At 64.5% G+C, this 24,357-nt stretch carries 18 protein-coding genes; 8 read left to right on the top strand and 10 right to left on the bottom strand.

What is annotated here, in order from left to right; all coding sequences use genetic code 11:
* Nucleotides 1-20: 20 nt before the first annotated feature.
* A complete protein-coding gene (locus IVB31_RS17110; protein WP_247324316.1) occupies nucleotides 21-407 on the top strand; it encodes an MAPEG family protein in 387 nt (128 codons plus the stop codon).
* 182 nt (nucleotides 408-589) lie between these two features.
* On the opposite strand, the gene IVB31_RS17105 is transcribed toward IVB31_RS17110, so the two are convergent.
* From IVB31_RS17105 to IVB31_RS17095, 3 genes are all read right to left on the bottom strand, one after another.
* Complete coding sequence (locus IVB31_RS17105; protein ID WP_247324314.1) at nucleotides 590-1,783, bottom strand: ABC transporter substrate-binding protein; 1,194 nt, start codon at nucleotides 1,781-1,783, stop codon at nucleotides 590-592.
* A 248-nt stretch (nucleotides 1,784-2,031) separates the two neighbouring features.
* Nucleotides 2,032-5,196: a multidrug efflux RND transporter permease subunit gene (locus IVB31_RS17100; RefSeq protein WP_247324312.1), complete on the bottom strand. Its 3,165-nt coding sequence runs from the start codon at nucleotides 5,194-5,196 to the stop codon at nucleotides 2,032-2,034.
* Nucleotides 5,193-6,410 (bottom strand): efflux RND transporter periplasmic adaptor subunit, encoded by a 1,218-nt coding sequence (locus tag IVB31_RS17095; protein WP_247324311.1) that lies wholly within the window; start codon nucleotides 6,408-6,410, stop codon nucleotides 5,193-5,195. Before IVB31_RS17095 ends, IVB31_RS17100 begins: the two co-directional genes overlap by 4 nt.
* 280 nt (nucleotides 6,411-6,690) lie before the next feature.
* Between IVB31_RS17095 and IVB31_RS17090 the strand changes: the two genes are divergently transcribed.
* The 7 genes from IVB31_RS17090 (at nucleotide 6,691) to IVB31_RS17060 (ending at nucleotide 15,190) form a co-directional block, all read left to right on the top strand.
* Nucleotides 6,691-7,845: an iron-containing alcohol dehydrogenase gene (locus IVB31_RS17090; RefSeq protein WP_247324309.1), complete on the top strand. Its 1,155-nt coding sequence runs from the start codon at nucleotides 6,691-6,693 to the stop codon at nucleotides 7,843-7,845.
* Between the two features lie 18 nt (nucleotides 7,846-7,863).
* Nucleotides 7,864-9,414 carry an AMP-binding protein gene (locus IVB31_RS17085; protein WP_247324308.1) on the top strand — a complete coding sequence of 517 codons (1,551 nt, stop codon included), beginning with the start codon at nucleotides 7,864-7,866 and terminating at the stop codon, nucleotides 9,412-9,414.
* Between the two features lie 295 nt (nucleotides 9,415-9,709).
* On the top strand, nucleotides 9,710-11,308 hold the full coding sequence (locus tag IVB31_RS17080; protein WP_247324307.1) for an ABC transporter substrate-binding protein: 1,599 nt from the start codon (nucleotides 9,710-9,712) through the stop codon (nucleotides 11,306-11,308).
* Nucleotides 11,309-11,343: 35 nt separating this feature from the next.
* Nucleotides 11,344-12,291 (top strand): ABC transporter permease, encoded by a 948-nt coding sequence (locus tag IVB31_RS17075; protein WP_247324297.1) that lies wholly within the window; start codon nucleotides 11,344-11,346, stop codon nucleotides 12,289-12,291.
* A gap of 9 nt (nucleotides 12,292-12,300) precedes the next feature.
* Nucleotides 12,301-13,194, top strand: coding sequence for an ABC transporter permease (locus IVB31_RS17070; RefSeq protein ID WP_247324296.1), 894 nt, complete (start codon nucleotides 12,301-12,303; stop codon nucleotides 13,192-13,194).
* Nucleotides 13,194-14,198 carry an ABC transporter ATP-binding protein gene (locus IVB31_RS17065; protein WP_247324294.1) on the top strand — a complete coding sequence of 335 codons (1,005 nt, stop codon included), beginning with the start codon at nucleotides 13,194-13,196 and terminating at the stop codon, nucleotides 14,196-14,198. The genes IVB31_RS17070 and IVB31_RS17065 overlap by 1 nt, the downstream gene beginning before the upstream one ends.
* Nucleotides 14,195-15,190, top strand: coding sequence for a dipeptide ABC transporter ATP-binding protein (locus IVB31_RS17060; RefSeq protein ID WP_247324292.1), 996 nt, complete (start codon nucleotides 14,195-14,197; stop codon nucleotides 15,188-15,190). Before IVB31_RS17065 ends, IVB31_RS17060 begins: the two co-directional genes overlap by 4 nt.
* A gap of 127 nt (nucleotides 15,191-15,317) precedes the next feature.
* Here the strand turns inward: IVB31_RS17060 and IVB31_RS17055 are convergent, their stop codons facing one another.
* The 7 genes from IVB31_RS17055 to IVB31_RS17025 all read right to left on the bottom strand — a co-directional run bounded on the left by IVB31_RS17055 (nucleotide 15,318) and on the right by IVB31_RS17025 (nucleotide 24,212).
* Nucleotides 15,318-17,294: an acetyl-CoA carboxylase biotin carboxylase subunit gene (locus IVB31_RS17055; protein ID WP_247324290.1), complete on the bottom strand. Its 1,977-nt coding sequence runs from the start codon at nucleotides 17,292-17,294 to the stop codon at nucleotides 15,318-15,320.
* The gene (locus tag IVB31_RS17050) at nucleotides 17,291-18,907 is read right to left on the bottom strand and encodes a carboxyl transferase domain-containing protein (RefSeq protein WP_247324288.1); all 1,617 of its coding nucleotides are present in this window, start codon (nucleotides 18,905-18,907) and stop codon (nucleotides 17,291-17,293) included. Before IVB31_RS17050 ends, IVB31_RS17055 begins: the two co-directional genes overlap by 4 nt.
* Nucleotides 18,908-18,997: 90 nt before the next feature.
* Nucleotides 18,998-19,864 (bottom strand): 3-keto-5-aminohexanoate cleavage protein, encoded by an 867-nt coding sequence (locus tag IVB31_RS17045; RefSeq protein ID WP_247324286.1) that lies wholly within the window; start codon nucleotides 19,862-19,864, stop codon nucleotides 18,998-19,000.
* Between the two features lie 220 nt (nucleotides 19,865-20,084).
* Nucleotides 20,085-20,888 (bottom strand): AraC family transcriptional regulator, encoded by an 804-nt coding sequence (locus tag IVB31_RS17040; RefSeq protein ID WP_247324284.1) that lies wholly within the window; start codon nucleotides 20,886-20,888, stop codon nucleotides 20,085-20,087.
* A gap of 295 nt (nucleotides 20,889-21,183) precedes the next feature.
* The gene (locus IVB31_RS17035) at nucleotides 21,184-21,840 is read right to left on the bottom strand and encodes a glutathione S-transferase (protein ID WP_247324282.1); all 657 of its coding nucleotides are present in this window, start codon (nucleotides 21,838-21,840) and stop codon (nucleotides 21,184-21,186) included.
* 62 nt (nucleotides 21,841-21,902) lie between these two features.
* Entirely contained in the window at nucleotides 21,903-23,063 is a 1,161-nt protein-coding gene (locus IVB31_RS17030) for an acyl-CoA dehydrogenase family protein (RefSeq protein ID WP_247324280.1), read from the bottom strand.
* Between the two features lie 12 nt (nucleotides 23,064-23,075).
* A complete protein-coding gene (locus tag IVB31_RS17025; RefSeq protein ID WP_247324277.1) occupies nucleotides 23,076-24,212 on the bottom strand; it encodes an acyl-CoA dehydrogenase family protein in 1,137 nt (378 codons plus the stop codon).
* Nucleotides 24,213-24,357 lie beyond the last annotated feature (145 nt).

Raw genomic sequence — 24,357 nt, 5'->3', positions numbered from 1 at the left:
TCTGTTCGAAGGGACCCGCGATGTATCATTTCACCGCCCTCGTCACGCTGCTGGCGATCGCATTTTATTTCTTCACTTCCGTCAACGTGTCGCGCTCGCGCACCAAGACCGGCGTCAAGGTGCCCGCGATGTCGGGCCATCCGGATTTCGAGCGCGCCTTCCGCATCCAGATGAACACGCTGGAATGGCTGCCGATCTTTTTGCCGGCGCCCTGGCTGTTCGCGGTCTATATCGGCGACGCCATCGCAGCCGGGATCGGCGCGATCTGGATCATCGGGCGCATTGTCTATTTCATCGGCTATTCGAAGGCCGCCGCAAAGCGCGGCCCGGGCTTCATGATCCAGGGCATCGCCGCCATTACGCTATGGGCGGGGGCGATCGGGGCGGTGGTGTTGCGGCTGGTGTGAGTGCAGAGCTCGCCGCTCCGACCTCAGCCGTCGTCCCGGCGAAGGCCGGGACCCACAACCACAAGAAATGATTTGGCGAAGATTGGTCGTTCGGTACGTCTATCTTCCGCACCCGATAGATCACGCGGTATGGGTCCCGGCTTTCGCCGGGACGACACCAAAATTGTTGAACCGCCGTGGGTCTACTTCGTCAGCGGGCAACCGCTGTCCTTGGCGGTGAAGAACGCCTTGTCGCCAGGGACGACTGCGAGCTGCTTGTAATAGTCCCAGGGCTTCTTCGATTCCGAGGGCTTCTTGACCTCGAACAGATACATGTCGTGGACCATGCGGCCGTTCTCGAGCACCTTGCCGCCTTGCGCGAAGTCGTCGTCGACCGGCAGTTCCTTCAGCTTCTTGGCGACCGCATCCGAGTCCTTCGTCCCCGCGGCCTTGACCGCCTTGAGATAGCTCAGCGTCGCCGAATAGGTGCCGGCCTGGATCATGTTCGGCATCCGCCCGGTGCGCTTGAGAAAGCGTTCGCCGAGATTGCGCGTGCGGTCGTTGACGTCCCAGTAATAGCCCTCGGTCAGCACCAGGCCTTGCGCGGCCTGCAAGCCGAGGCCGTTCACTTCGGCGAGCGTCATCAGCAAGCCGGCGAGCTTCTGGCCACTGGCGACGATGCCGAATTCGGACGCCTGCTTGATCGAATTGGTGGTGTCGAGGCCGGCGTTGGCAAGGCCGACGATCTTCGCCTTCGAGCTCTGCGCCTGGAGCAGGAAGGAGGAGAAGTCCGAGGAGTTGAGCGGCACGCGCACCGAGCCGACCACCTTGCCGCCATTGGCGGTGACGATCTCGCTGGTGTCCTTCTCCAGTGCGTAGCCGAAGGCGTAGTCCGCGGTGAGGAAGAACCAGGTGTCGCCGCCCGCCTTGGTCAGCGAGCCGCCGGTGCCGACGCCGAGCGCGCGGGTGTCATAGGCCCAGTGGAAGCCGTAGGGCTGGCAGGCATCGCCGGTGAGGCGCGATGTCGCGGCGCCGACCACGATGTCGATCTTCTTCTTTTCCTTGGAGAGTTCGTGGATCGCCAGCGCGACCGAGGAGGTCGTCAGCTCCGTGATCATGTCGACGTTCTCGACATCGTACCAGCGGCGCGCGATCGAGGTCGCGAGATCCGGCTTGTTCTGGTGGTCGGCGGTGACGAGCTCGATCTTCTGGCCCAGCACCTCGCCGCCAAAATCCTCGATCGCCATCCGGGCCGCTTCGACCGACCATTTGCCGCCGTAATCGGCATAGACGCCGGACTGGTCGTTGAGGATGCCGATCTTGACGCCTTGCGCGGAGGCCGGCGCTGCCAGCAGCAAAGCTGATATGGCAGCCGCGGCCAAAAGTCCTGATTTCATAGGTTAGCTCCCAGCATTGTTCTGTTTTGAAATCGCGCGGATAGTAGTGAAGAACCCCGCGCGTGCCCATCCATTGCATGTTGGTCGTTAGTATGAAGGGAGCTCCGCAAATGGCGTCATCCCGGCGAAGGCCGGGACCCATAGCCACCGAATTGAGTTTTGCGAAGACTCGTGGTTACCACTTCGCCGCATAACCCCTCCCTGGGGTTATGGGTCCCGGCCTTCGCCGGGACGACGTTGGAGAAGCATCAAGCCGCCGCCTCGGGCTTCTTCTCGTTCTTCCCCTCAGCCAGATTCCGCACCACCACATAGAAGATCGGCGTGAACAACAGTCCGAACAAAGTGACGCCGATCATGCCGAAGAACACGGCGACGCCGACGGCTTGCCGCATCTCCGAGCCCGAGCCCGACGATATCACCAGCGGCAGCACGCCGAGGATGAAGGCGAAGGACGTCATCAGGATCGGACGCAGCCGCAACCGGCAGGCGTCGATCACGGCTTCCAGCCGTGGCTTGCCTTCCTTCTCGATGTCGCGGGCGAACTCGACGATCAGGATCGCGTTCTTCGCCGCCAACCCCACCAGCACGACGAAGCCGATCTGGGTGAGGATGTTGACGTCCTGCCCCATGATGCGCACGCCGATGGTCGCAGCCAACAGGCACATCGGCACGATCAGGATCACCGCGAACGGCAAGGTCCAGCTGCCATATTGCGCGGCGAGCACGAGATAGACGAACAGCACGCAGATCGGGAAAACGTAGAGGCCGGCATTGCCGCCGGTGACCTGCTGGTAGGAGAGGTCCGTCCATTCGAAGGTGAAGCCGCTCGGCAGGGTGTCATCGGCGAGCTTCTTCATGGCGTCGAGCGCGGTGGTCGAGCTGGTGCCCGGCGCCGGCTCGCCCTGCAATTCGGACGCCGCATAGAGATTGTAGCGCGCGACACGGTCGGGGCCCGAGACATCCTTGAACTCAACCACGCTGCCCAGCATCACCATGTCACCCGAAGCGTTGCGCGTGCGCAGACGCGAGAGGTCGCTGGGCTCTTTCCGGTACGGGAAATCGGCCTGCGCGGTGACGTGATAGGTGCGGCCGAACAGGTTGAAGTCGTTGACATAGGTCGATCCGAAATAGGTCTGGATCGTGTCGTTGATGTTCGCAATGGGGACGCCGAGCTTCTGCGCCTTGGTGCGGTCGATGTCGACGAAGAGCTGCGGCGTGTTGGCCGAGAACGGCGAGAACACCGTGGGAGCGAGCAGCGAGGGCGATTTGCGCGCCGCGGCGACAAGCTCGTCGGTGGCCGCGGCGAGCATCTCCGGCCCGCGGCCTTGGCGGTCCTGGACGCGGATGGTGAAGCCGCCGCCGGTGCCGATGCCGGGCACGGCCGGCGGCGGAATGACGATGATGAACGCGCCCTGGATCGCGGCGAGCCGCTTGCGCAGTTCGACCGTGATGGCGTTCGCGGTCAGGCCCTTCTTGATTCGCGCCTCGGGCTCGTCGAACACCGGAAACAAGGCCGCCGCGTTGCCGGCCTGCGTGCGTGTCGCGCCGGAGAAACCGGCGAAGGCGGCGACGCGAACGATGCCCGGCGTATCCAGCGAGATCCGCTCGATCTCGCGCACGACCTCGGTGGTGCGCGCCAGCGAAGCCGCGCCCGGCAATTGCACGGAGATGATGACGTAGCCGCGGTCCTGCGCGGGAATGAAGCCCTGCGGCGTGGTCGCGATCAGCCAGCCGGCGCTGCCGATCAGCACGACATAGATCAGGATCATCACCACCGAATGCCGGATCACGAAATTGGCGAGGCCGGCATAGCCGTGCGCCAGCCGGTCGAACACCCGGTTGAAGACACCGGTGAAGGCGTTCCAGCCGCGCGCGATGACATTCCAGCTTGCCGGCGGACGCTTCTCCTCGTGCGGCGTGAGAATCTGCGAGGCCAGCGCCGGCGACAGCGTCAGCGAGCAGAAGCAGGAGATTGCGGTCGCGACCGCAATGGTGACGGCGAATTGCTGGAAGAACTGTCCGGAAATGCCCCCTATGAACGCGGTCGGCACGAACACCGCGCACAGCACCAGCGCGATCGAGACCAGCGCGCCGCCGACCTCCTCCATGGTCTTGAGCGCAGCATCCTTCCTGCTCATGCCGTGCTCGAGATGCCGCTCGACGTTCTCGACCACGACGATGGCGTCGTCGACCACGATGCCGACGGCGAGCACGAGGCCGAACAAAGTGAGATTGTTGATGGAGAAGCCAAGTGCAGCCATTACCGCGAAGGTGCCGACCAGCGACACCGGAATCGCGATGATCGGAATGATCGCGGGCCGCCATCCCTGCAGGAACACCAGCACCACGATGACCACGAGCAGCATGGCCTCGTAGATGGTCTTGATCAGCTCGTGGACGGATTGCGCGATGAACTCGGTCGGGTTGTAGCCGATATTGTAGTCGAGGCCTTTCGGAAAGCTTGCCTTGAGCTTCGTCATCGTGTCGGAGATGTTTTTGGCGGTCGCGAGCGCGTTCGATCCCGGCCGCTGCGTGACCAGCATGGCGACCGCCGATTTGCGCAGCAGGAAGCTGTTGGTGGAGTACGCCAGCGCACCGAGCTCGATGCGGGCGACGTCGCGCAGACGCACCGTGCGGCCGTCGGAACCGGCCTTGATCAGGATGTCTTCGAACTGCTTCTGATCTTTCAAACGCCCTGTGAACGTCAGGTTCGGCTGGAAGGCGCGATCGGCGATCGGGGGCTCGGCGATCTGGCCGCCAGCGATCTGCACGTTCTGCGCGCGGATCGCCGCGAGCACCTCGGTCGAGGTCAAGCCGAGATTGGCGATCCGGTCGGGATCGAGCCACAGCCGCATCGAATAGTCACGTGCGCCAAAAATCTGGATGTCGCCGACGCCGTCGATGCGCAGCAGCTGGTCGCGGACCTGCAGCAGCGCGTAATTGGAGATGTAGAGCTGGTCGAAGGTGTCGTCGGGCGACAGCATGAACACGACCATCAGGATGTCGGGCGAGTTCTTGCGCGTGGTGACGCCGTTGCGCTGCACTTCTTCGGGCAGGCGCGGCTGCGCGATCGCGACGCGGTTCTGCACCAGCACCTGGGCCTTGTCGAGATCGGTGCCGAGCTTGAAGGTAACGGTGATGGTGAGCTGGCCGTTCGAGGTCGCCTGGCTGTAGAGATACAGCATGTCCTCGACGCCGTTGATCTCCTGCTCGATGGGAGCTGCGACCGTGTCGGACACGGTCTGTGCGGAAGCACCGGGATATTGCGTGGTGACGACGACGGTCGGTGGCACCACTTGCGGATATTCGGAGACCGGCAGCGTGGTGTAGGCGAGCGCGCCGACGATCAGCAGCACGATCGACAGCACCATCGCGAGGATGGGCTGGTTGATGGAGAGACGGCCGAGATTCATGACTTGTCACCAGGCTTGCCACCGGCCGGCGCCGGCGCAGTCTGCGGGGCGACTTTGGCGCCGACACGGGCGCGCTGGATGCCGTTGACGATGACGCGGTCCTCCGCCTTCAGCCCCTCGCGGATCACGCGCAGGCCGTCATCGAGCGGCCCCAGCGTCACGGGACGCGCCTCGACGGTGTCGTCCGGCTTCACCACGAACACGATCTTGCGGGACTGGTCGGTCGCGACCGCGACGTCGGGAATCAGCAGCGCCTCATAGGGCGCGCTGCCGATCAGGCGGACGCGACCGAACTGACCCGGCAGGATCGACAGATCGGTGTTCTTGATCACGGCGCGGCTGCGCAGCGTGCCGGTGGAGACATCGAGGCGGTTGTCGAGGAAATTGATACTGCCTTCACGGGATGGTTTCGTCTCGCCGGCGAGCGTCACCTGCACCGGGTTCGCCGTATCGCGCGAACTCGGGCGGCGCCCTTCGAACCACAGCTTGCTGTATTTGATGAAGGTCGCCTCATCCATGTCGAAATAGATATAGATCGGGTCGAGCGTCACGATCGAGGTGAGCAGCGTCGACGTTCCGGTATCGCTGCCCTGCACGAGATTGCCAGGGCTGACAAGGTGGCGGCCGACGCGGCCGGTCAGCGGCGCCGTCACATGCGTGAATTCGATATTAAGCTTGGCGACTTTGAGCGCACCCTCGGCCTGTGTTTCGGCAGCGTGCGCGGCTTGCAAGGCCTGACGGCGCTGATCGACCACCTGCTCGGAGACGGCGCTGGTCTGCACCAGGCTCAAACCGCGATCAAGCTCCCGCTTTGCAAGCTCCACCTTGGCACGCGCATCCGAAAGCTGCCCCTCCGCCTGCGTGGCCACCGCCTCGAACGGACGTGGGTCGATGACATAGAGCAGATCGCCCTGACGCACGATGGCGCCATCCTGGAACTCGACAGAGTTGACGAATCCGCCGACGCGCGGGCGGACCTGCACCTCCTCCATCGCCTCGAAGCGGCCGGTGAATTCGTCCCAATCGGTGACGGTGCGCTTGGCCGGCTGGGCGACGGTCACCGGCGCGGGCGGCGGGGCACCTGCCTGCGACGTCGGCTGGCCGCAGCCGGCGAGAGCGAATGCCGCGGTGAGGAGACCCGCAATTGCGTAAGGTCGGGGCTGGACGAAATCGTGCTTTTTGACAAGTGGCTCGCTTCCGTCCGGTCCAGTCATCCCAAGTCCTCGCACAAAAGCCGCGGAAAACGCAGGCTACTCGCCTACGCGCGGGCGGCACAAGATGGGTGGCAATGATGAACTCTTCAAGACCAAAGCGCGCGCAATGCTCGCGGGAAGGCCCTGGCCGGATGGCGGGTTGACACGGCCTTCTTCGCCTCTCCCCGCCTGCGGGAAAGGGGACGAGAGAGACCCCCCAGCGTCTTCACACATGACGGGCACGGCCGGCTCGGCTAGACTATCCCCACAAAACAAGACGAATTGTCCGGGGAGGACAGGCGTGCACCAGGGACGTGTCGTTTACGGCGCGATCGAGGAGGTCGTGTTCGGCCATCCTGCGGCCGCGGCCATCGTCGCGCAGATGGATCGGCTGGGGACGCGCCGCGCCTTCCTGATGGTCTCCGGCACACTGAAGCGGCAGACCGACGAAATCGCGAAGATCGAACAGGCCCTCGGCGCACGCTGCGCGGGTGTCTTCGATGCCATGCCGGCGCACACCCCGCGCGAGGCGGTGATCGCCGCGACCAATGCGGCGCGCGAAGCAGAAGCCGACCTGATCGTCACCGTGGGCGGCGGCTCGATTACCGATGGCGCCAAGGCGGTGCAGCTCTGCCTCGCCAACGGCATCGACGATGTCGACGGCATCGAGCGTATCCGCGTGCACAAGGGTGTCGCGCCCGAGATGACGGCGCCGAGCGTGCGCCAGATCAGCGTGCCGACCACGATCGCCGGAGGCGAGTTCAGCGCGATCGCGGGCGTCACGGACCTCAATACCCATGTGAAGCAGATGCTGCGGCATCCGCTCACGGTGCCGCGTGCGACCATCCTCGATCCCGCCATCACCGTGCACACGCCGGAATGGCTGTTCCTCTCCACCGGCATCCGCGCCATCGATCATTGCGTCGAGGCGATCTGCTCGCGCGAGACGCATCCTTACGCCGACGCCCAATCGGTGAAGGGCCTCGCCATGCTTGCCGACGCGCTGCCGCGGGTCAAGGCCGACCCCGCCGACCTCGACGCGCGGATGGATGCGCAGATCGGCACCTGGCTGTCGATGGGGGCGCTCGCCGCCGGCGTGCCGATGGGCGCGAGCCACGGCATCGGCTACGTGCTGGGCGCGGCCTTCGACGTGCCGCACGGCTACACCTCCTGCATCATGCTGCCGGCGGTGATGCGCTGGAATGCGCGCGACAATGCCGAGCGCCAGATGATCGTCGCGGCCGCGATGGGCTTTCCCGGCCACAAAGCGGCCGATGTGCTCGATGCCTTCATCCGCTCGCTCGGCATGCCGCGCAGCCTCGCCGACGTCCGCGTCGCGCCGGAGCATTTCGACGCCATCGCCGAACAGGCGATGCGCACGCCCTGGGTCCCGCGCAATCCGCGCAAGATCGACGGCCCTGCGCAGTTGCGCGAAATCCTGCTTCTCGCCGCCTGATCCAAAGCCGGAGGACTGATGTATCCAGGTCAGCATGCCCGCCTGCGCCCGCTGCAGCCCGCCTTCATCATGGCGGCGACGGGCGAGGCCGTCAGCTATCGCGAGCTCGATGCGCGCAGCAACCGACTGGCGCACCTGTTCCGCAAGCACACCTTGAGGCGGCTCGACCACTACGCGATCTTCATGGAGAACAATTCCCGCTACCTCGAAGCCTGCAGCGCGGGCGAGCGGTCCGGTCTGTATTATACCTGCATCAACTCCTTCCTCACCGCGGGCGAGCTCGCCTATCTCCTCGTCAACAGCCAGTCTAAAATCCTGATCACGTCCGTTGCCAAACTCGACATCGCGCGGGAGGCGATCAGGGCCTGCCCCGACATCAAGCTGTGCATCGTCGCCGACGGCCCAGGCGAGAGTGAGCGCATCGTCGGCCTCGCAGAGGTGACCGCAGATTTGCCGAACACACCTATCGCGGACGAGTGGCTCGGCACCCCCATGCTCTATTCGTCGGGCACGACGGGACGGCCGAAGGGCATTCTGCGGCCGCTGCCTGAGGAGCCGCCGAAGCACAATCTGCCGCTGTTCGATTTCCTGACCAAACTCTGGCAGTACCGCGAGGGCATGGTCTACCTCTCGCCGGCGCCGCTCTACCACTCCGCGCCACAGGCCGCCGTGAACCTCACGATCCGCATGGGCGGCACCGTGATTATCATGGAGACTTTCGATCCCGAGCGGTATCTCCAGCTCGTCGGGCAATGGGGCATCACGCACACCCAGCTGGTGCCGACGATGTTCTCGCGCATGCTGAAACTGCCCGAGGAGGTGCGAAAGCGCTACGACCTGTCCTCGCTGGAGATCGCGATCCACGCCGCCGCGCCCTGCCCGGCGCTGGTCAAGGACGACATCATCAAATGGTGGGGCCCGATCATCCACGAATATTACGGCGCCACCGAAGGCCTCGGCTTCACTGCCTGCGACAGCGCGGAATGGCTTGGCCATCGCGGCACCGTCGGCAAGGTTCTGCTCGGCGACCTCCACATTCTCGACGAGAACATGAAGCCATGCCCGACCGGCACGCCCGGTCAGGTCTGGTTCAAGACGGCCACGCCGTTCGAATATTTCAGCGACCCGGAGAAGACGAAAGAGGCCCGCTCGGCCGACGGCAGCATGAGCACGGTCGGCGACGTCGGCTATGTCGACGAAGACCGCTTCCTCTATCTCACCGACCGCGCGACCTTCATGATCATCTCCGGCGGGGTGAACATCTATCCGCAGGAATGCGAGAATTTGCTGATCACGCATCCGAAGGTTGCCGACGCCGCGGTGTTCGGCGTGCCCAATCCCGATCTCGGCGAGGAGGTGAAGGCGGTGGTGCAGCCGATGCCCGGCGTGGTGCCCGGGCCGGCCCTCGCCGAGGAGCTGATCGCCTTCTGCGGCGCGTCGCTGTCGCGGCAGAAGGTGCCGCGTTCGGTCGATTTCGAGAAGGAACTGCCGCGGCTGCCAACCGGCAAGCTGTACAAGCGGCTGCTGCGGGATCGGTATTGGGGGAACAAGACGTCGCGGATCGTGTGAGCCCCGATGTCGTCCTGGCGACGGCCAGGACCCATACCGCGTGATCCATCGATTGCAGTCGGCATCAGTACCAACGAGAGGTCTTTGCCAAACGTCTCCCTGGGGTAATGGGTCCTGGCCGTCGCCAGGACGACGTCCAAGGAGCTTCCCTCACGTTGTGAGAGAAAAACCCTGCGGCCTTCCGTCATCCGAATTGTCGAGAGAGCGAGCGGCCTTGCCGGTTGCCTCGCTCCCCCTGCGTCGCTATCGTCGGGACAAACAGGCCACAAAAGGCCGATGTCCAGGGAGGACGAGGATGCGGAGCGTGCGGGCGCTCGCCGCGATGGCGGCGCTATCTTTTCTGGCGTTTTCCACCATCACGTTCGCCGGCGAGCCGAAGCAGGGCGGAATCCTGCGGATGTATCACCGCGACAGTCCAGGCAACGCCTCGATCCACGAGGGCGCGACCTATTCGCTCAACGTTCCCTTCATGCCTGTGTTCAACAATCTCGTCATCTACAAGCAGGACGTGGCGCAGAACAGCATGGACACCATCATCCCCGAGCTCGCCGAGAGCTGGGCGTGGGTGAACGACAACAAGACGCTGACCTTCAAGCTGCGCCGGGGCGTGAAATGGCACGACGGCAAGCCGTTCACGTCGGCGGACGTCAAATGCACTTTCGACATGCTGATGGGCAAGTCGCAGCAGAAGTTCCGGCAGAATCCGCGCAAGACCTGGTACGAACAGGTCAACGACGTCTCCACCAACGGCGATCTCGAGGTCTCCTTCAATTTGAAGCGGCCGCAGCCTTCGCTGCTGGCCCTGCTCGCTTCGGGCTACACGCCGGTCTATCCCTGTCACGTCTCGCCCGGCGACATGCGCACGCATCCGATCGGCACCGGGCCGTTCAGATTTGTCGAGTTCAAGGCCAATGAATCGATCAAGCTCGTCCGCAATCCCGACTATTGGCGCGAGGGCCGTCCCTATCTCGACGGCATCGAATTCACCATCATCCCGAACCGCTCGACCGCCATCCTCGCCTTCGTCGCCGGCAAGTTCGACATGGCCTTCCCGACCGAAGTGAGCATTCCACTGCTGAAGGACGTGAAATCGCAGGCGCCGAACGCCGTCTGCGTGGTCGAGCCCAACAATGTCGCCACCAACATCATCGTCAATTCGTCCGCCCCGCCGTTCGACAACATCGACATCCGCCGCGCCATGGCGCTGTCGCTGGACCGCAAGGCGTTCATCTCGATCATGTTCGAGGGCCAGGGCGACGTCGGCGGCACCCTGCTGCCGCCGCCGAACGGACTGTGGGGCATGCCGAAAGAGATGCTCGAGAGCATTCCGGGCTATGGCCCGGACATCAACGCCAACCGCGAGCAAGGCAGGAAGCTGATGCAGAAGGCCGGCTACGGCCCCGACAAGCATCTCGCCGTCAAGGTCTCGACCCGCAACATCCCGGTCTACCGCGACCCCGCGGTGATCCTGATCGACCAGCTCAAGAGCATCTATATCGACGGCGAGCTCGACGTGGTCGAGACCGCAAACTGGTTCCCGAAGATCGCGCGCAAGGACTACATGCTCGGGCTCAATCTGACCGGCAATGCCGTCGACGACCCCGACCAGTCGTTCTACGAAAATTACTCCTGCGGCTCCGAGCGCAACTACACCAATTACTGCAACAAGGAGATCGAAAAGCTGTTCGACGTGCAGTCGCAGGAAGCCGACGTGAACAAGCGCAAGAAGCTGGTGTGGGACATCGATAAGAAGTTGCAGGAGGACGTCGCCCGCCCGATCATCTTCCACGCGCGGACCGGCAGTTGCTGGCAGCCTTACGTCAAGGGCGTGACGGTGATGTCGAACAGCTCCTATAATGGGTATCGTTACGAGGACGTCTGGATGGACAAGTAGCGCGGGCGGCTGACGGGTTCGACGGGAGGCGATGCATGTTTGCCTATCTGGTGCGGCGCCTGTTCCTGATGCTCGTGACCCTGTTCGGGATCTCGGTCGTCATCTTCTTCCTGCTGCGCATCGTTCCCGGCAATATCGTCGACATCCTGTTCGCGGCGGCCGGCTATGTCGACCCCGCCGACAAGGCCAATCTGGAGAAGGAGCTCGGCATCGACCAGCCGTTGATCGTGCAGTACTGGCACTGGATCAGCGGATTCCTGCGTGGGGATTTCGGCTACTCCTACGTCTCGGAGAAGCCGGCGCTGCAGGAGATCCTGCCACGCATTCCGATCACCGCACGGCTGGCCGGCCTGGCGTTGTTGTTCTCTGCGTCGATCGGCATTCCCTTGGGCGTCATCAGCGCTGTGAAGCAGGGCACGAGGCTCGATTACGCATTGCGCGTCGTCAGCCTCAGCGGTCTGTCGCTGCCCTCGTTCTGGCTCGGCCTGCTCATCCTCACCGCGTCGGTTGCGATGTTCAACCAGATGCCGATCTTCAATCCCCATCCGGCGACCTGGCTGGAGGCTTTCGCGACTTATGCCGTGCCCGCCGCCGCCGTCGGCTTCCGCAGCGCGGCACTGACCACGCGCATCACGCGTTCCTCGATGCTGGAGGTGCTGCGGCAGGATTATATCCGCACCGCGCGCGCCAAGGGCGCTTCGGATGCCGCCGTGCATTATCAGCATGCGCTGAAGAATGCGATTCTGCCCGTCATCACCGTGATTGGCATCGAGGCCGCCTTCCTGATCGGCGGCCTCATTGTCACCGAGACCGTGTTCAACATCCCCGGCGTCGCCCGCTTCCTGGTCGAGGCGATCCGCTGGCGCGACTATCCGATCGTGCAGAACCTGGTGATGCTGATAGCTATCGTGGTGGTCAGCGCGAATTTCATTGTCGACATGCTCTACGCGGTGTTCGACCCGCGCATCCGATTTACGGATTAGGAGATCAGTTTGGCCGCGATCGACTATGAGGTTGAACTGAGGCGCGCCGGCGCCTACGCGCCCGGCGGCTGGCGGCGCGTGCTGTTTTTGGCGCAGCGGCATGTGCTGGGCGCGGCCGGGCTCGTCATCATGACCCTGTTTGTGTTCACCGCGATCTTCGCCGACTTCATCGCGCGTTATGATCCCCTGACGATCGACGCCGCGCGGGCGCTGGGCCGCCCAAGCCTTTCGCACTGGATGGGCACGGATTCGTTCGGCCGCGACGTGTTCAGCCGCATCATCCACGGCGCGCGAATCTCGCTCGCGGTCGGCATCGGCTCGACCGCGCTTGGCGGCTCGATCGGTGTCGTCGTCGGCCTTACCTCCGGCTATCTCTCCGGCTGGGTCGATCTCGTGTTCCAACGCGTCTCCGACGTTCTTCAGGCGCTGCCGCTGCTGGTCCTCGCGCTGATCATGACGGCCGCACTCGGCCCATCGCTGCCAAACGTCATCATCGCAATCGCCATTCCGCTGATCCCGACGGTGTCGCGCGTCATCCGCGCCAATACGCTGGCGCTGCGCGAGCTGCCCTTCATCGAGGCCGCCAAGTCGATCGGCATGAGCGAAATGCGCATCGCGGTCCGCCACGTGCTGCCAAATACGCTGGCGCCGCTGATCGTGCTCGCGACCGCCCAGCTTGGCTCGACCATCCTCACCGAGGCCTCGCTCTCCTTCCTCGGCCTCGGCATTCCCGAGCCTTATCCGTCGTGGGGCCGCATGCTCTCGGAATCCGCCGCCGAATACGTCCGCACCGCGCCCTGGCTGGTGATCTTCCCGGGCATCGCCATCAGCCTTGCCGTGTTTGGCGCCAACCTGTTCGGCGACGCCCTGCGTGACATCCTCGATCCCCGGCAGCGCGGCTGATGGCGAACACATCCGATATCGTGCTCGATGTGAAGAACCTGAAGACGGTGTTCTTCACGAACTCCGGCCTGTTCAAAGCCGTGGACGACGTCTCCTTCACCGTCCGGCGCGGCGAGACGCTGGCGATCGTCGGCGAATCCGGCTGCGGCAAGAGCGTCACCGCGCTGTCGCTAATGCGGCTGGTGCCCGATCCGCCAGGGCGGATCGTCGGCGGCTCCGTCTCGCTCGAAGGCACCGAATTGCTCGCGCTGGACGAAGCGCAGATGCGCGCTGTCCGGGGCAATCGCATCTCCATGATCTTCCAGGAGCCGATGACCTCGCTCAATCCGGTGATGCGGATCGGCGACCAGATCGCAGAAGCCGTGCGGCTGCACCGGACTATATCGTCGAGAGAGGCACGAACCATCGCCGTCGAGATGCTGCGACTGGTGCGCATCCCCGAGCCGGCGCGGCGCGCGCGCGAATATCCGCATCAGCTCTCCGGCGGGATGCGCCAGCGCGCGATGATCGCGATGGCGTTGGCGTGCCGGCCGGCGCTGCTGATCGCGGACGAGCCGACCACCGCGCTCGACGTCACCATCCAGGCGCAGATCCTGGCGCTGATCCTCGATCTCCAGAAAGAGCTCGGCACCGGCCTCGTGCTGATCACGCACGATCTCGGCGTCGTCGCCCAGACCGCGCAGCGGGTGATCGTGATGTATGCGGGACGGAAGGTCGAGGAAGCCAGTGTCGAGGCGCTGTTCGCCGCGCCAAAGCATCCCTACACGCGCGGGCTGATGGCCTCGATCCCCGCGGTGCCGGCGTCCGGCCTCCCCGCGCAGGCGCGGCTGAACGAAATTCCCGGCACGGTGCCCTCACTGGTCCGGTTGCCCAAAGGCTGCGCCTTTGCGCCGCGCTGCACGCTCGCGATCAAGCGCTGCGAGGAATATCCCCCGCTCACGGATTGGGGTGGCGGCCATCTCGCTGCCTGCTGGCGGGCGGCCGAAGTGGCGGAGGTGGCATGACCGAAGCGCTGCTCGAAGTCACCGACCTCAGGAAGCACTATCCGGTTCGCGCCGGCGTGCTGCGCCGGCAGGTCGGCACCGTGCACGCGGTCGACGGCGTCTCGTTTTCCGTGGGCGCCGGCGAGACGCTGGGTCTGGTCGGCGAATCCGGTTGCGGCAAGTCGACGGTGGCGCGCAGCGTGCTGCGGCTGGTCGAACCGACCTCGGGGCAGATCCGCCTCGACGGCGAGGACATCACGCGCCTCTCCAAGACGGCGCTGCGCCCGCACCGCCGTTCGATGCAGATCGTGTTCCAGGACCCGTTCGCCTCGCTCAACCCGCGCATGACCGCGGGCGACATCGTCGGCGAGCCGCTTGCGGTACATGGTCTCGCCAGCGGCAAGGCACTGGAGGCGCGCACCGCCAGGCTGTTCGAGCAGGTTGGGCTGCGATCCGACCAGATGCGCAATTTCCCGCATCAATTCTCCGGCGGCCAGCGCCAGCGCATCTGTATCGCGCGGGCACTTGCCTTGGAGCCGCGCCTGATCGTCTGCGACGAGCCGGTCTCCGCGCTGGACGTCTCGATCCAGGCGCAGGTGATCAACCTGCTGATCGATCTGCAGCGGCAGCACGGCTTCTCTTATCTCTTTATCGCGCACGATCTCGCCGTGGTCGCCCATATCAGTCACCGCGTCGCCGTGATGTATCTCGGCCGCATCGTCGAGATCGCCCACAAGGACGAGTTGTTCAGGAACCCGCGCCATCCCTACACGCAGGCCCTGCTCGCCTCCGTGCCGGTCGCGAACCCGCTCGCGAAGAAGCTTGCGCCGCTGGTGGATGGCGACGTCCCGAGCCCGGTCAATCCGCCGCCGGGATGCGCGTTTCACACCCGATGCCGGTTTGCGATGGAGCGGTGCAAGATCGACCGGCCGGCGCTGGTGGAGGCCGGTGACGGACATCAGGTGGCGTGTCTGCTGAATGAGGGGACGGGGCAGAAGAACCCGATCCCGTAGGGTGGGTTAGGCGTAGGCGTAACCCACCACTGTCCGTCATTGCGGAGAAAAAGGTGGCTTACGCCCAACGAACTGCGCTTCGCGCAGTCGCAAGGCTAACCCACCCTAAGATACCGCGCTCGCCGCGCTATCCCGCCCCGATCTCCGCCACGATCCTGCCCGTGGTCACCTGCTCGCCCTCGGCGACATCGATCGCTGCGACCATGCCGTCGATGCCCGCCTTATGGACGTGCTCCATCTTCATCGCCTCCAGCGTCATTACCGGCTGGCCGGCAGTGACGCGGTCACCCGGCTTGACCAGAACGGCGACGACGCGGCCGTTCATGGCGGCGCGGACTTTTCCGTCGCCGCCGTTGCTCGCGGCGGCCTTCGGCGCTGCGAGCGTGAGATCGATGACCGCGAGCGGGATGCCACGGTGCTGGAGATAGAGCCGGTCACCGTCGCGCAGGAATTTGGCGCTGTCCATCACGCCGTCATGGCGGAAGCGGATGGTGTCGGCATCGAACTGGTCGATCTCGAACTTGTCCTGCCGCCCGTCGCTGGCGACGGTGTAGCTGCCATCGCGGTCCCGCGTGACTTCGAGCTCATGTGCGTGGCCTGCGATCTCGACTTTCGCCGGCAATGGGAACGTTGCCGCAAGGCTCCGTCCACTGCGCCACGACGGTGCCTGCGGATTGGTGACATAGAGCAGAAGGCCCGCGAGTGCAGCACTGAATGAGCTGTTCGCCGCTGGCACCAGCAATTCGTCGCGATGTGAACTGATGAAGGCCGTCGTCGCCTCGCCCATGGCAAAGCCGGGATGACGCAGGCACGAGACCAGGAACGCTTGATTGGTGGTCACACCAAAGGCCGTGAGCTGCTCCAGGCCGACAATCAGCCGCCCCCTCGCCTCCTCGCGCGTCGCGCCATGGCTGATCATTTTGGCGATCATGGAATCGTAGAACGGCGGGATTTCCGAGCCCGATTGCAGAGCATGCTCGACGCGGATGCTGTCAGGCACCTGCCAGCGCGCCATGCGCCCGGACTGCGGCATGAAATCATGCGCGGCATCCTCCGAGCACAGCCGCACCTCGATGGCGTGACCTGCAAAGCGAATGTCCTGCTGCTTCACCGGCAGAGGCTCGCCACGCGCGACGCGCAGCTGCAGTTCGACGAGATCGAGCCCGGTGATCGCCTCAGTCACGGGATGCTCGACCTGGAGGCGCGTGTTCATTTCCATGAAGTAGAACGCGCCGCTCGTATCGAGCAAAAACTCCAGCGTGCCGGCGCCCTCATAGCGCAGCGCCTTCACCGCGGCGACCGCGACCTCGCCCATTTTTTCGCGCAAATCGGGCGTGACCGCGGGCGACGGCGCCTCCTCGATCAGCTTCTGGTGCCGCCGCTGCACCGAGCAATCGCGCTCGCCGAGATGGATGGCGTTGCCATGGCTGTCGCCGAACACCTGGATCTCGATGTGCCGCGGATTCTGGATGGCGCGTTCGAGGATGACGGTGGGATCGCCGAACGCCGCCTTCGCCTCCGAGCGCGCACTGCGCAGCGCGTCGCCGAAGGATGCTGCGTCGGTGACGAGCCGCATGCCGCGTCCGCCGCCGCCGGCGACCGCCTTGATCATCACGGGGAAGCCGATCTTTTTGGCTTCCCCCAGCATGATTTCGTCGCCCTGGTCGGCGCCCTGATAACCGGGCACGCAGGGCACGCCGGCCTTCCTCATGATCTCCTTGGCGCCGGCCTTGTTGCCCATCGCGGCGATCGCCTGCGGCGATGGGCCGATGAAGACGAGGCCGGCATCCTTGCACGCTTGCGCAAAATCCTCGTTCTCGGCGAGGAAGCCATAGCCGGGATGCACCGCATCCGCACCGGTCGTCTTGGCCGCGGCGATGATCGCGGGGATGTTGAGATAGGAATGTGCCGGCAAGGCTTCGCCGATGCGCACCGCCTGGTCGGCCTGCCGCACATGCAGCGCATCGCGATCGGCGTCCGAATAGACCGCGACGACGCCAAGGCCGAGCCGCCGCGCACTGCGCATCACGCGCAGCGCGATCTCACCGCGATTGGCGATCAACACCTTGAAGAACGGCCGGTTCAGCACTGATCCGTTCCTCATGGGCGGGCCACCGAAAATTGCATACGCTGGGGCGTGCGCGCATCGCCCTCGCGGCAGATCGCGAGCACTTCCGACAGCACCGCGCGGGTGTCGCGCGGATCGATCACGCCGTCGTCGAGCACGCGCGCGCTGGTCGAGAACACGTCCATCTGGCCGTCGAACACGCCGACGATCTGCGCCTTCATGGCATCGAGCTTGTCCTTCTCGATCGGCTTGCCGCGACGAGCTGCTGCGGCCTCGGTTACGATCGCCATCGTCTCGGCGGCCTGCTCACCGCCCATCACCGCGGTCTTGGCATTGGGCCAGGAGAAGCAGAAGCGCGGATGGAAGCCGCGCCCGCACATGCCGTAATTGCCGGCGCCGAACGAGGCGCCACAATAGATCGTGATCTGCGGCACCGTTGCCGACGTCACCGCCTGGATCATCTTCGAGCCGTGCTTGATCATGCCGGCTTCTTCATAGGCTTTGCCGACCATGTAGCCGGTGGTGTTGTTGAGGTAGAGCAGCGGCGTGCGGGTCTGGCAGCACGCCTGAATGAAATGCGTCGCCTTGTTGGCTCCAGCAGGATCGAGCGGACCGTTGTTGGTGATGATGCCGATCGCCTGACCCTCGATGCGGGCATGACCGCAGATGGTGGCGGGACCGTAAGTGGGTGCCATCTCGGTGAAATCGGAATCGTCGATGATGCGCGCGATCACCTGCTTCATGTCCACGGAGCGCTTGTGGTCCATCGGCATGATGCCGAGCAGCTCGTCCTGGTCGTAGCGGGGCGGTTTGAATTGCGTCCCCCCCCTGCCCGCCCGTTCCCATTCCAGCGCCGCCATGATCTCGCGCGCGATGCGAAGTGCGTCGCGATCGTCCTCGGCGAGATAATCGCCGAGGCCGGAGATCTGGGTGTGCATTTCGGCGCCGCCGAGCTCTTCCTCGGTCGCGACCTCACCGGTCGCGGCTTTCAGCAGCGGCGGCCCGGCCAGGAAGGCGCGGGTGCGGCCGCGGACCATGACGATGTAATCGGACAGGCCGGTCTGGTAGGCGCCGCCTGCGGTGGACGAGCCATGGGTCACGGTGACGACGGGCAGTCCTGCCGCAGAAAGCCGCGCGAGATTGCGAAAGATGTTGCCGCCGCGAACAAAATCTTCGACACGGTAGCGCAGCAGATTGGCACCGGCGCTTTCGACCAGCTGGACGTAAGGCAGCTTGTTCTCCAGCGCCAGTTCCTGCGCGCGGATCGTCTTGTCGAGGCCATAGGGCTGGAGCGCGCCCGCGTCGATGCCGGCATCGTTGGCACTGACCATGCAGCGGATACCCGAGACGAAACCGATGCCGGCGATGACGCCGCCGCCGGGCACGCTCTTGGCCGCATCCGGCACGTCGAACATGTAGCCCGCGAGGGTCGACAACTCGATGAAAGGTGCGCCGGGATCGAGCACCAGCGCGACGCGCTCGCGCGGCAGCAACTGCCCTCGCTTGTGAAAGCGATCCTTTGCTGCGGCCGACGCCCCGCGCGTGCGCTCTTCCAGCGCGCGCATGCGATCGATCAGGCCGAGCATGCCGTCGCGGTTGGCGTGATAGGCGGCACTGCCGGGGGAAATGGTGTTCTCGAGAATGGACATAATTCTATCCTGCTCGTCATTACCAGCTTTCCCCTCCACTCCTCGAGCTTCGGCGGATAAGTCGCTCGCAACGACGGTTGAGGCGATACCTTATCGATTCGTCCCAAAAATCTTCCGCGCCTCGGCCGGGCTCGCGATCTCGCGGCCGGCGCGGCGGGCACAGGCGGCGATAGCCTCGATCAGCTGGCCGTTCGATGCCACCTTCTTGCCGTCGGCCAGATAGAAGGCGTCCTCGAGACCGGTGCGCAGATGACCGCCGAGCTCGGCGCAGCGCTGGTGCAGCGGCCAGATCTCCTCGCGGCCGATCGCGGTGACCTGAAAATGCGCTTCGGGGCGCTTCAGCTTGATCAGGATCGGCAACAGGTCGGGATCGGATGGCATGCCGGAAGCCACGCCCATCACGAAGTTATATTCGAGCGGGCCCTTGTACATGCCGACCTGGTGGTACATGCCGACGCAACGCACGATGCCGACGTCAAAGCATTCGAACTCGGGAATGGTGCCGACCGCGTTCATGACGTCGAGATAGTCCTTCACCTTCTCGACCGAATTGTCGAACATCATCGGCGGCCAGGCCCAATTGTTGTCGGCCCTCACCTTCAGATAATTCAGCGAACCCGCGTTGCAGGCTGCGATCTCCGGTCTGGTCTCGCGGATGCAATCGAGCGCGCCGCTGTAGTTCGGCCCTGATACACCCGAGGTGTGGTTGATGATGACGCCGGGGCAGGCTTCGCGGATCGCCTGCTGGATTTCCTTGCTGACGGTGACCTCCCAGGACGGCAGATGTCCCTTGTCCGGGGCCTGCTGGCGCAGATGGATGTGCATGATGGACGCGCCGGCATCGAATGCAGCCCTGGCCTCGCGCGCCATCTGCTCGGGCGTCACAGGCACGTTGTGCTGCTTCGGGTCGGTGAGCACGCCGTTCAGCGCGCAGGTGATGACGGCCTTGTCGCTCATGCCACTCATGTCTCGCACGTTGAGAATTCAACGTTTGCGATCATGTGATGGGTGGCATGCGGCTTCTTGCGCGGAGAAGCTGAAAAATAGCGGGCTTTCGTAGGGTGGGTTAGCGTAGCGTAACCCACCAGCGCATCTCACCGCGGGTGCAGAATTGGTGGATTGCGCCGGCGGACTGCGCTTCGCGCAACCGCGGGCTATCCACCCTACGAGAGCGGCATCAGCTCGCCTTCGCGAGCTCCCGCACCGTCTCGCTGCTGCGATAGATCGCGAGATCGCGCGAGCCGACGAAGATCGCCCGCGGCTTCAATCCGTAGAAGCGGCGGATCGAGTGGCTGAAATGCGTCGAATCGGGATAGCCGATGTCCTGCGCGAGATGGGCGAGGTTGAGGTCCTGGTTGGCGAAGTGCAGCAAATGCCGCGCGCGCTTCCAGGCGCGGAAGGAGCGGAACGAGATGCCGGTCTCTTCCTTGAACAGATGCAGGAAGCGCGAAGCGGAAAGTCCGGCGTCCGCCGCGCATGTGTCCGCCGTCACCGGCTCGCCCGTGAAGCGGCCGATGCGGGCCACTGCGCGCATCACGCGGGGATCGAGCACGCGGCGCGGCAGCGCCTCACCGAAGCACATCTCATCGAATTCGGCGGTGGTGATGTCGCCATAGCGGCGTTGCCGCAGCAGCGCATAGGCCGCGAGGATTTTTCGGGCGTAAGCAGCCCGGTCCGGTCCGGTGAGCCGCTCGGCCAGGGCCTCGATCGCGCCATCCGGCATGCTCTCCGGCTCGAGCGTCACGCTGATCGCAGTGCGGTAGTCGCTGGCAATGGAATGCCGCTGATTCGGCAAGGTGACGAACAGCTCGCCGGTGGCGAGGACGTCGTCGACCGTCAGATGCAGGTTGCCTTTTACCGCGACATAGACGTGGCAGCAACCGGGGGTCCGCTTACGGGGACGGCCGAGCAAGCCGGCATAGAACACCCGCTCCGGCGTGATCAGCATCAAATGGTCGGATTCGCGACCCAGATCTTCCATTGGCGGTCCTCCTCGCGCGGCTCTCTGGCCGCTGCGGACGGAGGTCACCTTAGCGCAAATTTGGGCGCTGTCACGGCGCGGTAGCGCTGTCATGGCACGCAAAAGGCTGGCGTTCCTGGAAGGCGAAGGCCATATCCGGAACTTTCTACACCGTCGTCCTGGACAAGCGCAGCGAAGCGGAGCGCTGATCCAGCACCCATTACCCCAAGGAAGGGTTGCGGCGCGAAGCTGACAACTCCGAGCCTCCGCCACCCCCCCCTTGGGTCATGGGTCCTGGCTTTCGCCAGGACGACCGCTACGCCCTCACGCGCGGCGCAATATTTTGCTCGACGCCCGCCGCCTGCTCCGCAGCAACCGCGCGCTTGAAACCGTCGCGCTGCTGCAACCGCGCCCAATAGCCTGCGACATTTGGCCCAAAGTCCTTGGCGAGCCCGATATTGCTGGCGAGGCGGAGCGCGTAGCCGATGACGATGTCAGCGGCGGTGAAGCGGCCGGCGCATAAGGTTTCGGCAGCCGCAGTCGCGGCCTCAACGGCGCGCAATCTTCCCAGAAACCATTTGGCATAGTCCCCGGCGACCTGCGGATTGCGGCGCTCTTCCGGCTCGAGCTGGGTGTATCGGAGCACCAGCGTCTGCGGGAAGGTTAACGTGGCATCGCTGAAATACAGCCAGTTCAGGAACGCGCCATAGGCGGGATCCTCAGGCCCGACCATCAGCGGCGTCGGTCCATGCTTGACGCCGAGATAGTGGCAGATGCCGGACGATTCCGTCATCTTGGTCTCGCCGTCGACCATGAAGGGAATCGTGCCCAGCGGATTGAGCGCGAGGTATTCCTTGGCGAAGACGCGCGGCGGGAAGGGCAGCATCTTCAACTCATATGGCAGCCCCATCTCCTCCAGCATCCAGAGTGGACGGAACGAGCGCGCAGCATCGCAATGATAGAGCGTGATCATCAGGCATTTCCTTTAGAGCATGATCCGGAAAAGTATGAAGCGGTTTTCCGACAAGATCATGCTCAGACTTTACGACTTCCGGGCAGCGTATCCATCATCTTGCACAGGACCATCAGCATGACCTCGTCGGCGCCGCCGCCAATCGAGGTCAGGCGGCTGTCGCGATAGGCCCGGCTGACGGGCGTCTCGTTGGTAAAGCCCATTCCGCCCCAATATTGCAAGCAGGCGTCGGTGAGTTCGCGGCCGAGCCGGCCGGCTTTCAGCTTGGCCATGGTCGCAAGCTTCGTCACGTCCTCGCCGGCGACCAGCTGCTCGGCGGCGCGATAGATCAGCGCGCGCAACAGCTCGACCTCGGTCTGCATCTCCGCAAGCTTGAAGTGCACAACCTGGTTGTCGAGGATCGACTTCCCGAAGGCTTTGCGATTGCGGGTGTATGCGATAGTCTCGTTGATGATGTATTCATGCGCCTTCAGGCAGGCGGCCGCGCCCCAGAGCCGCTCCTCCTGGAACTGGATCATCTGGTAGGTAAAGCCCTTGCCCTCCTCGCCGATCCGGTTGCGCTTGGGCACGCGGACATTGTCGAAGAAGATCTGCGCGGTATCCGACGACCGCATGCCCATCTTGTCGAGTTTTCGCGCGACCGTGACGCCCTTGCTCTTCATGGGCACGCAGATCAGCGACTTGTTGCGGTGAACGGGCCCCTCGCCGGTGTTCGCGAGCAGGCAGATCCAGTCGGCCTGGGTGCCGTTGGTGATCCACATCTTGCCGCCATCGATGACGTAATCATCGCCGTCGGAGCGCGCATTGGTCTTGATCGAGGCGACGTCCGAACCCGCGCCGGGCTCGGAGACGCCGATGCAGGCGACGAAATCGCCCGCAATCGAGGGGCTGAGAAATTCGCGCCTCACCTCGTCCGAACCGAACCGCGCCAGCGCCGGTGTCGCCATGTCGGTCTGCACCCCGATCGCCATCGGCACCCCGCCGCAATTGATCGCGCCGAGTTCCTCCGCCATCATCAGCGCGTAGGAGTAGTCGAGACCGGAGCCACCGAATTCGACCGGCTTGTTCAGCCCGAGAAAACCGAGGCTGCCCATCTTCTTGAACAGCTCATGCGCCGGGAAGATATCGGCCTTCTCCCATTCGTCGACATGAGGGTTGATCTCGTTGGCGATGAATCTTTGCAAGCTTCGACGGATGTCGTCGTGTTCGGCGGTGAACAGCATTTTGTCCTCTCGTCACAACCCCATCTGCCGGCTCGCGAGATCCTTCATGATCTCCTCGGTGCCGCCGCCGATGGCGTTGACCTTGACCTCGCGGTAGATGCGCTCGGCCTTGATGCCGCGCATGAAGCCGGCGCCGCCAAAGATCTGCACGGCTTCCGAGGCGCAGAACGCCATGGTCTGCGTCGCTTGGTTCTTCATCATGCAGATCTCGGCGACCGGGCTCTCGCCCTGCTCGAGCCGCCAGGCCAGCATCTCCAGCATTGCTTGCGACGCGGCCACCTTCTGCGCCATGTCGACGATCTTGTGGCGGATGACCTGGTGCTGGGCGAGCGGCTTGCCAAAGGTCTGGCGCTCCTTGGCGTAGGCAATCGCCTCGTCGAGGCAGACGCGGGCGAACGCCGTGCAGCCCGCGGCCATGCCCATGCGCTCGCTGTTGAAATTCTGCATGATGATCTTGAAGCCTTGGCCTTCCTCGCCGATCAGGTTCTCGACCGGCACGTGGCACTCGTCGAAATGCAGGGTGGCGGTGTCGGAAGCCCACCAGCCCATCTTCTTCAGCTTGGTCCGCGACAGGCCGGGCGTATCGCCCTCGATCAGGAGCAGGCTGACGCCGCCGGCACCCTCGCCGCCGGTGCGCACCGCAACGGTCAGATAGTCGGCGCGCATCCCAGAGGTGATGAAGGTCTTCTCGCCGCTCACGACGTAGTGACCGCCGTCGCGCCGCGCCTTGGTGCGCAAGCTCGCAACGTCCGAGCCGCCGCCCGGTTCGGTGATCGCAAGCGCGGAGATCTTCTCGCCTGAGAGCACCTGCGGCAGCAACCTCGCTTTGATCTCGGGGCGCGCCGCCCGTGCGATCGGCGGCGCCCCGATGGTGTGGCTCATCAGGCTGGCGCTGATGCCGCCGGCGCCGGCTTGCGCCAGTTCCTGGCTGGCGACAATCTTCATGAACTGGTCGGCGGCGATCCCGCCATATTGCTCGGGGAATCCGAGCCCCAACAGCCCAATCTCGGCTGCCTTGCGATAGAGCGCGCGCGGAAATTCGCCGGCCTCGTCCCAGTCATGGGCGAACGGCGCGATCTCCTTGTCGACGAAGCGGCGCATCATGTCGCGGAAGGCATCATGCTCGGCAGTATAGAACGGGCTCTTCATGGCGGTCTCGCCTTGCTGGCGGATTCGTCTCGTCCACCATGGCCGGAACCTTGGCGGCTCACTTGCGCGGAGTGGCTGGCTGGGGCCAACGCTCCAGGCAAGGCGGCAGCTAGCAACTCAACGCAAGACGATTTTCACGGCTCGC

This window comes from Bradyrhizobium sp. 21, from assembly GCF_023073335.1.
GTDB lineage: Bacteria > Pseudomonadota > Alphaproteobacteria > Rhizobiales > Xanthobacteraceae > Bradyrhizobium.
This window is presented reverse-complemented; position numbering and strand designations above follow the sequence as displayed.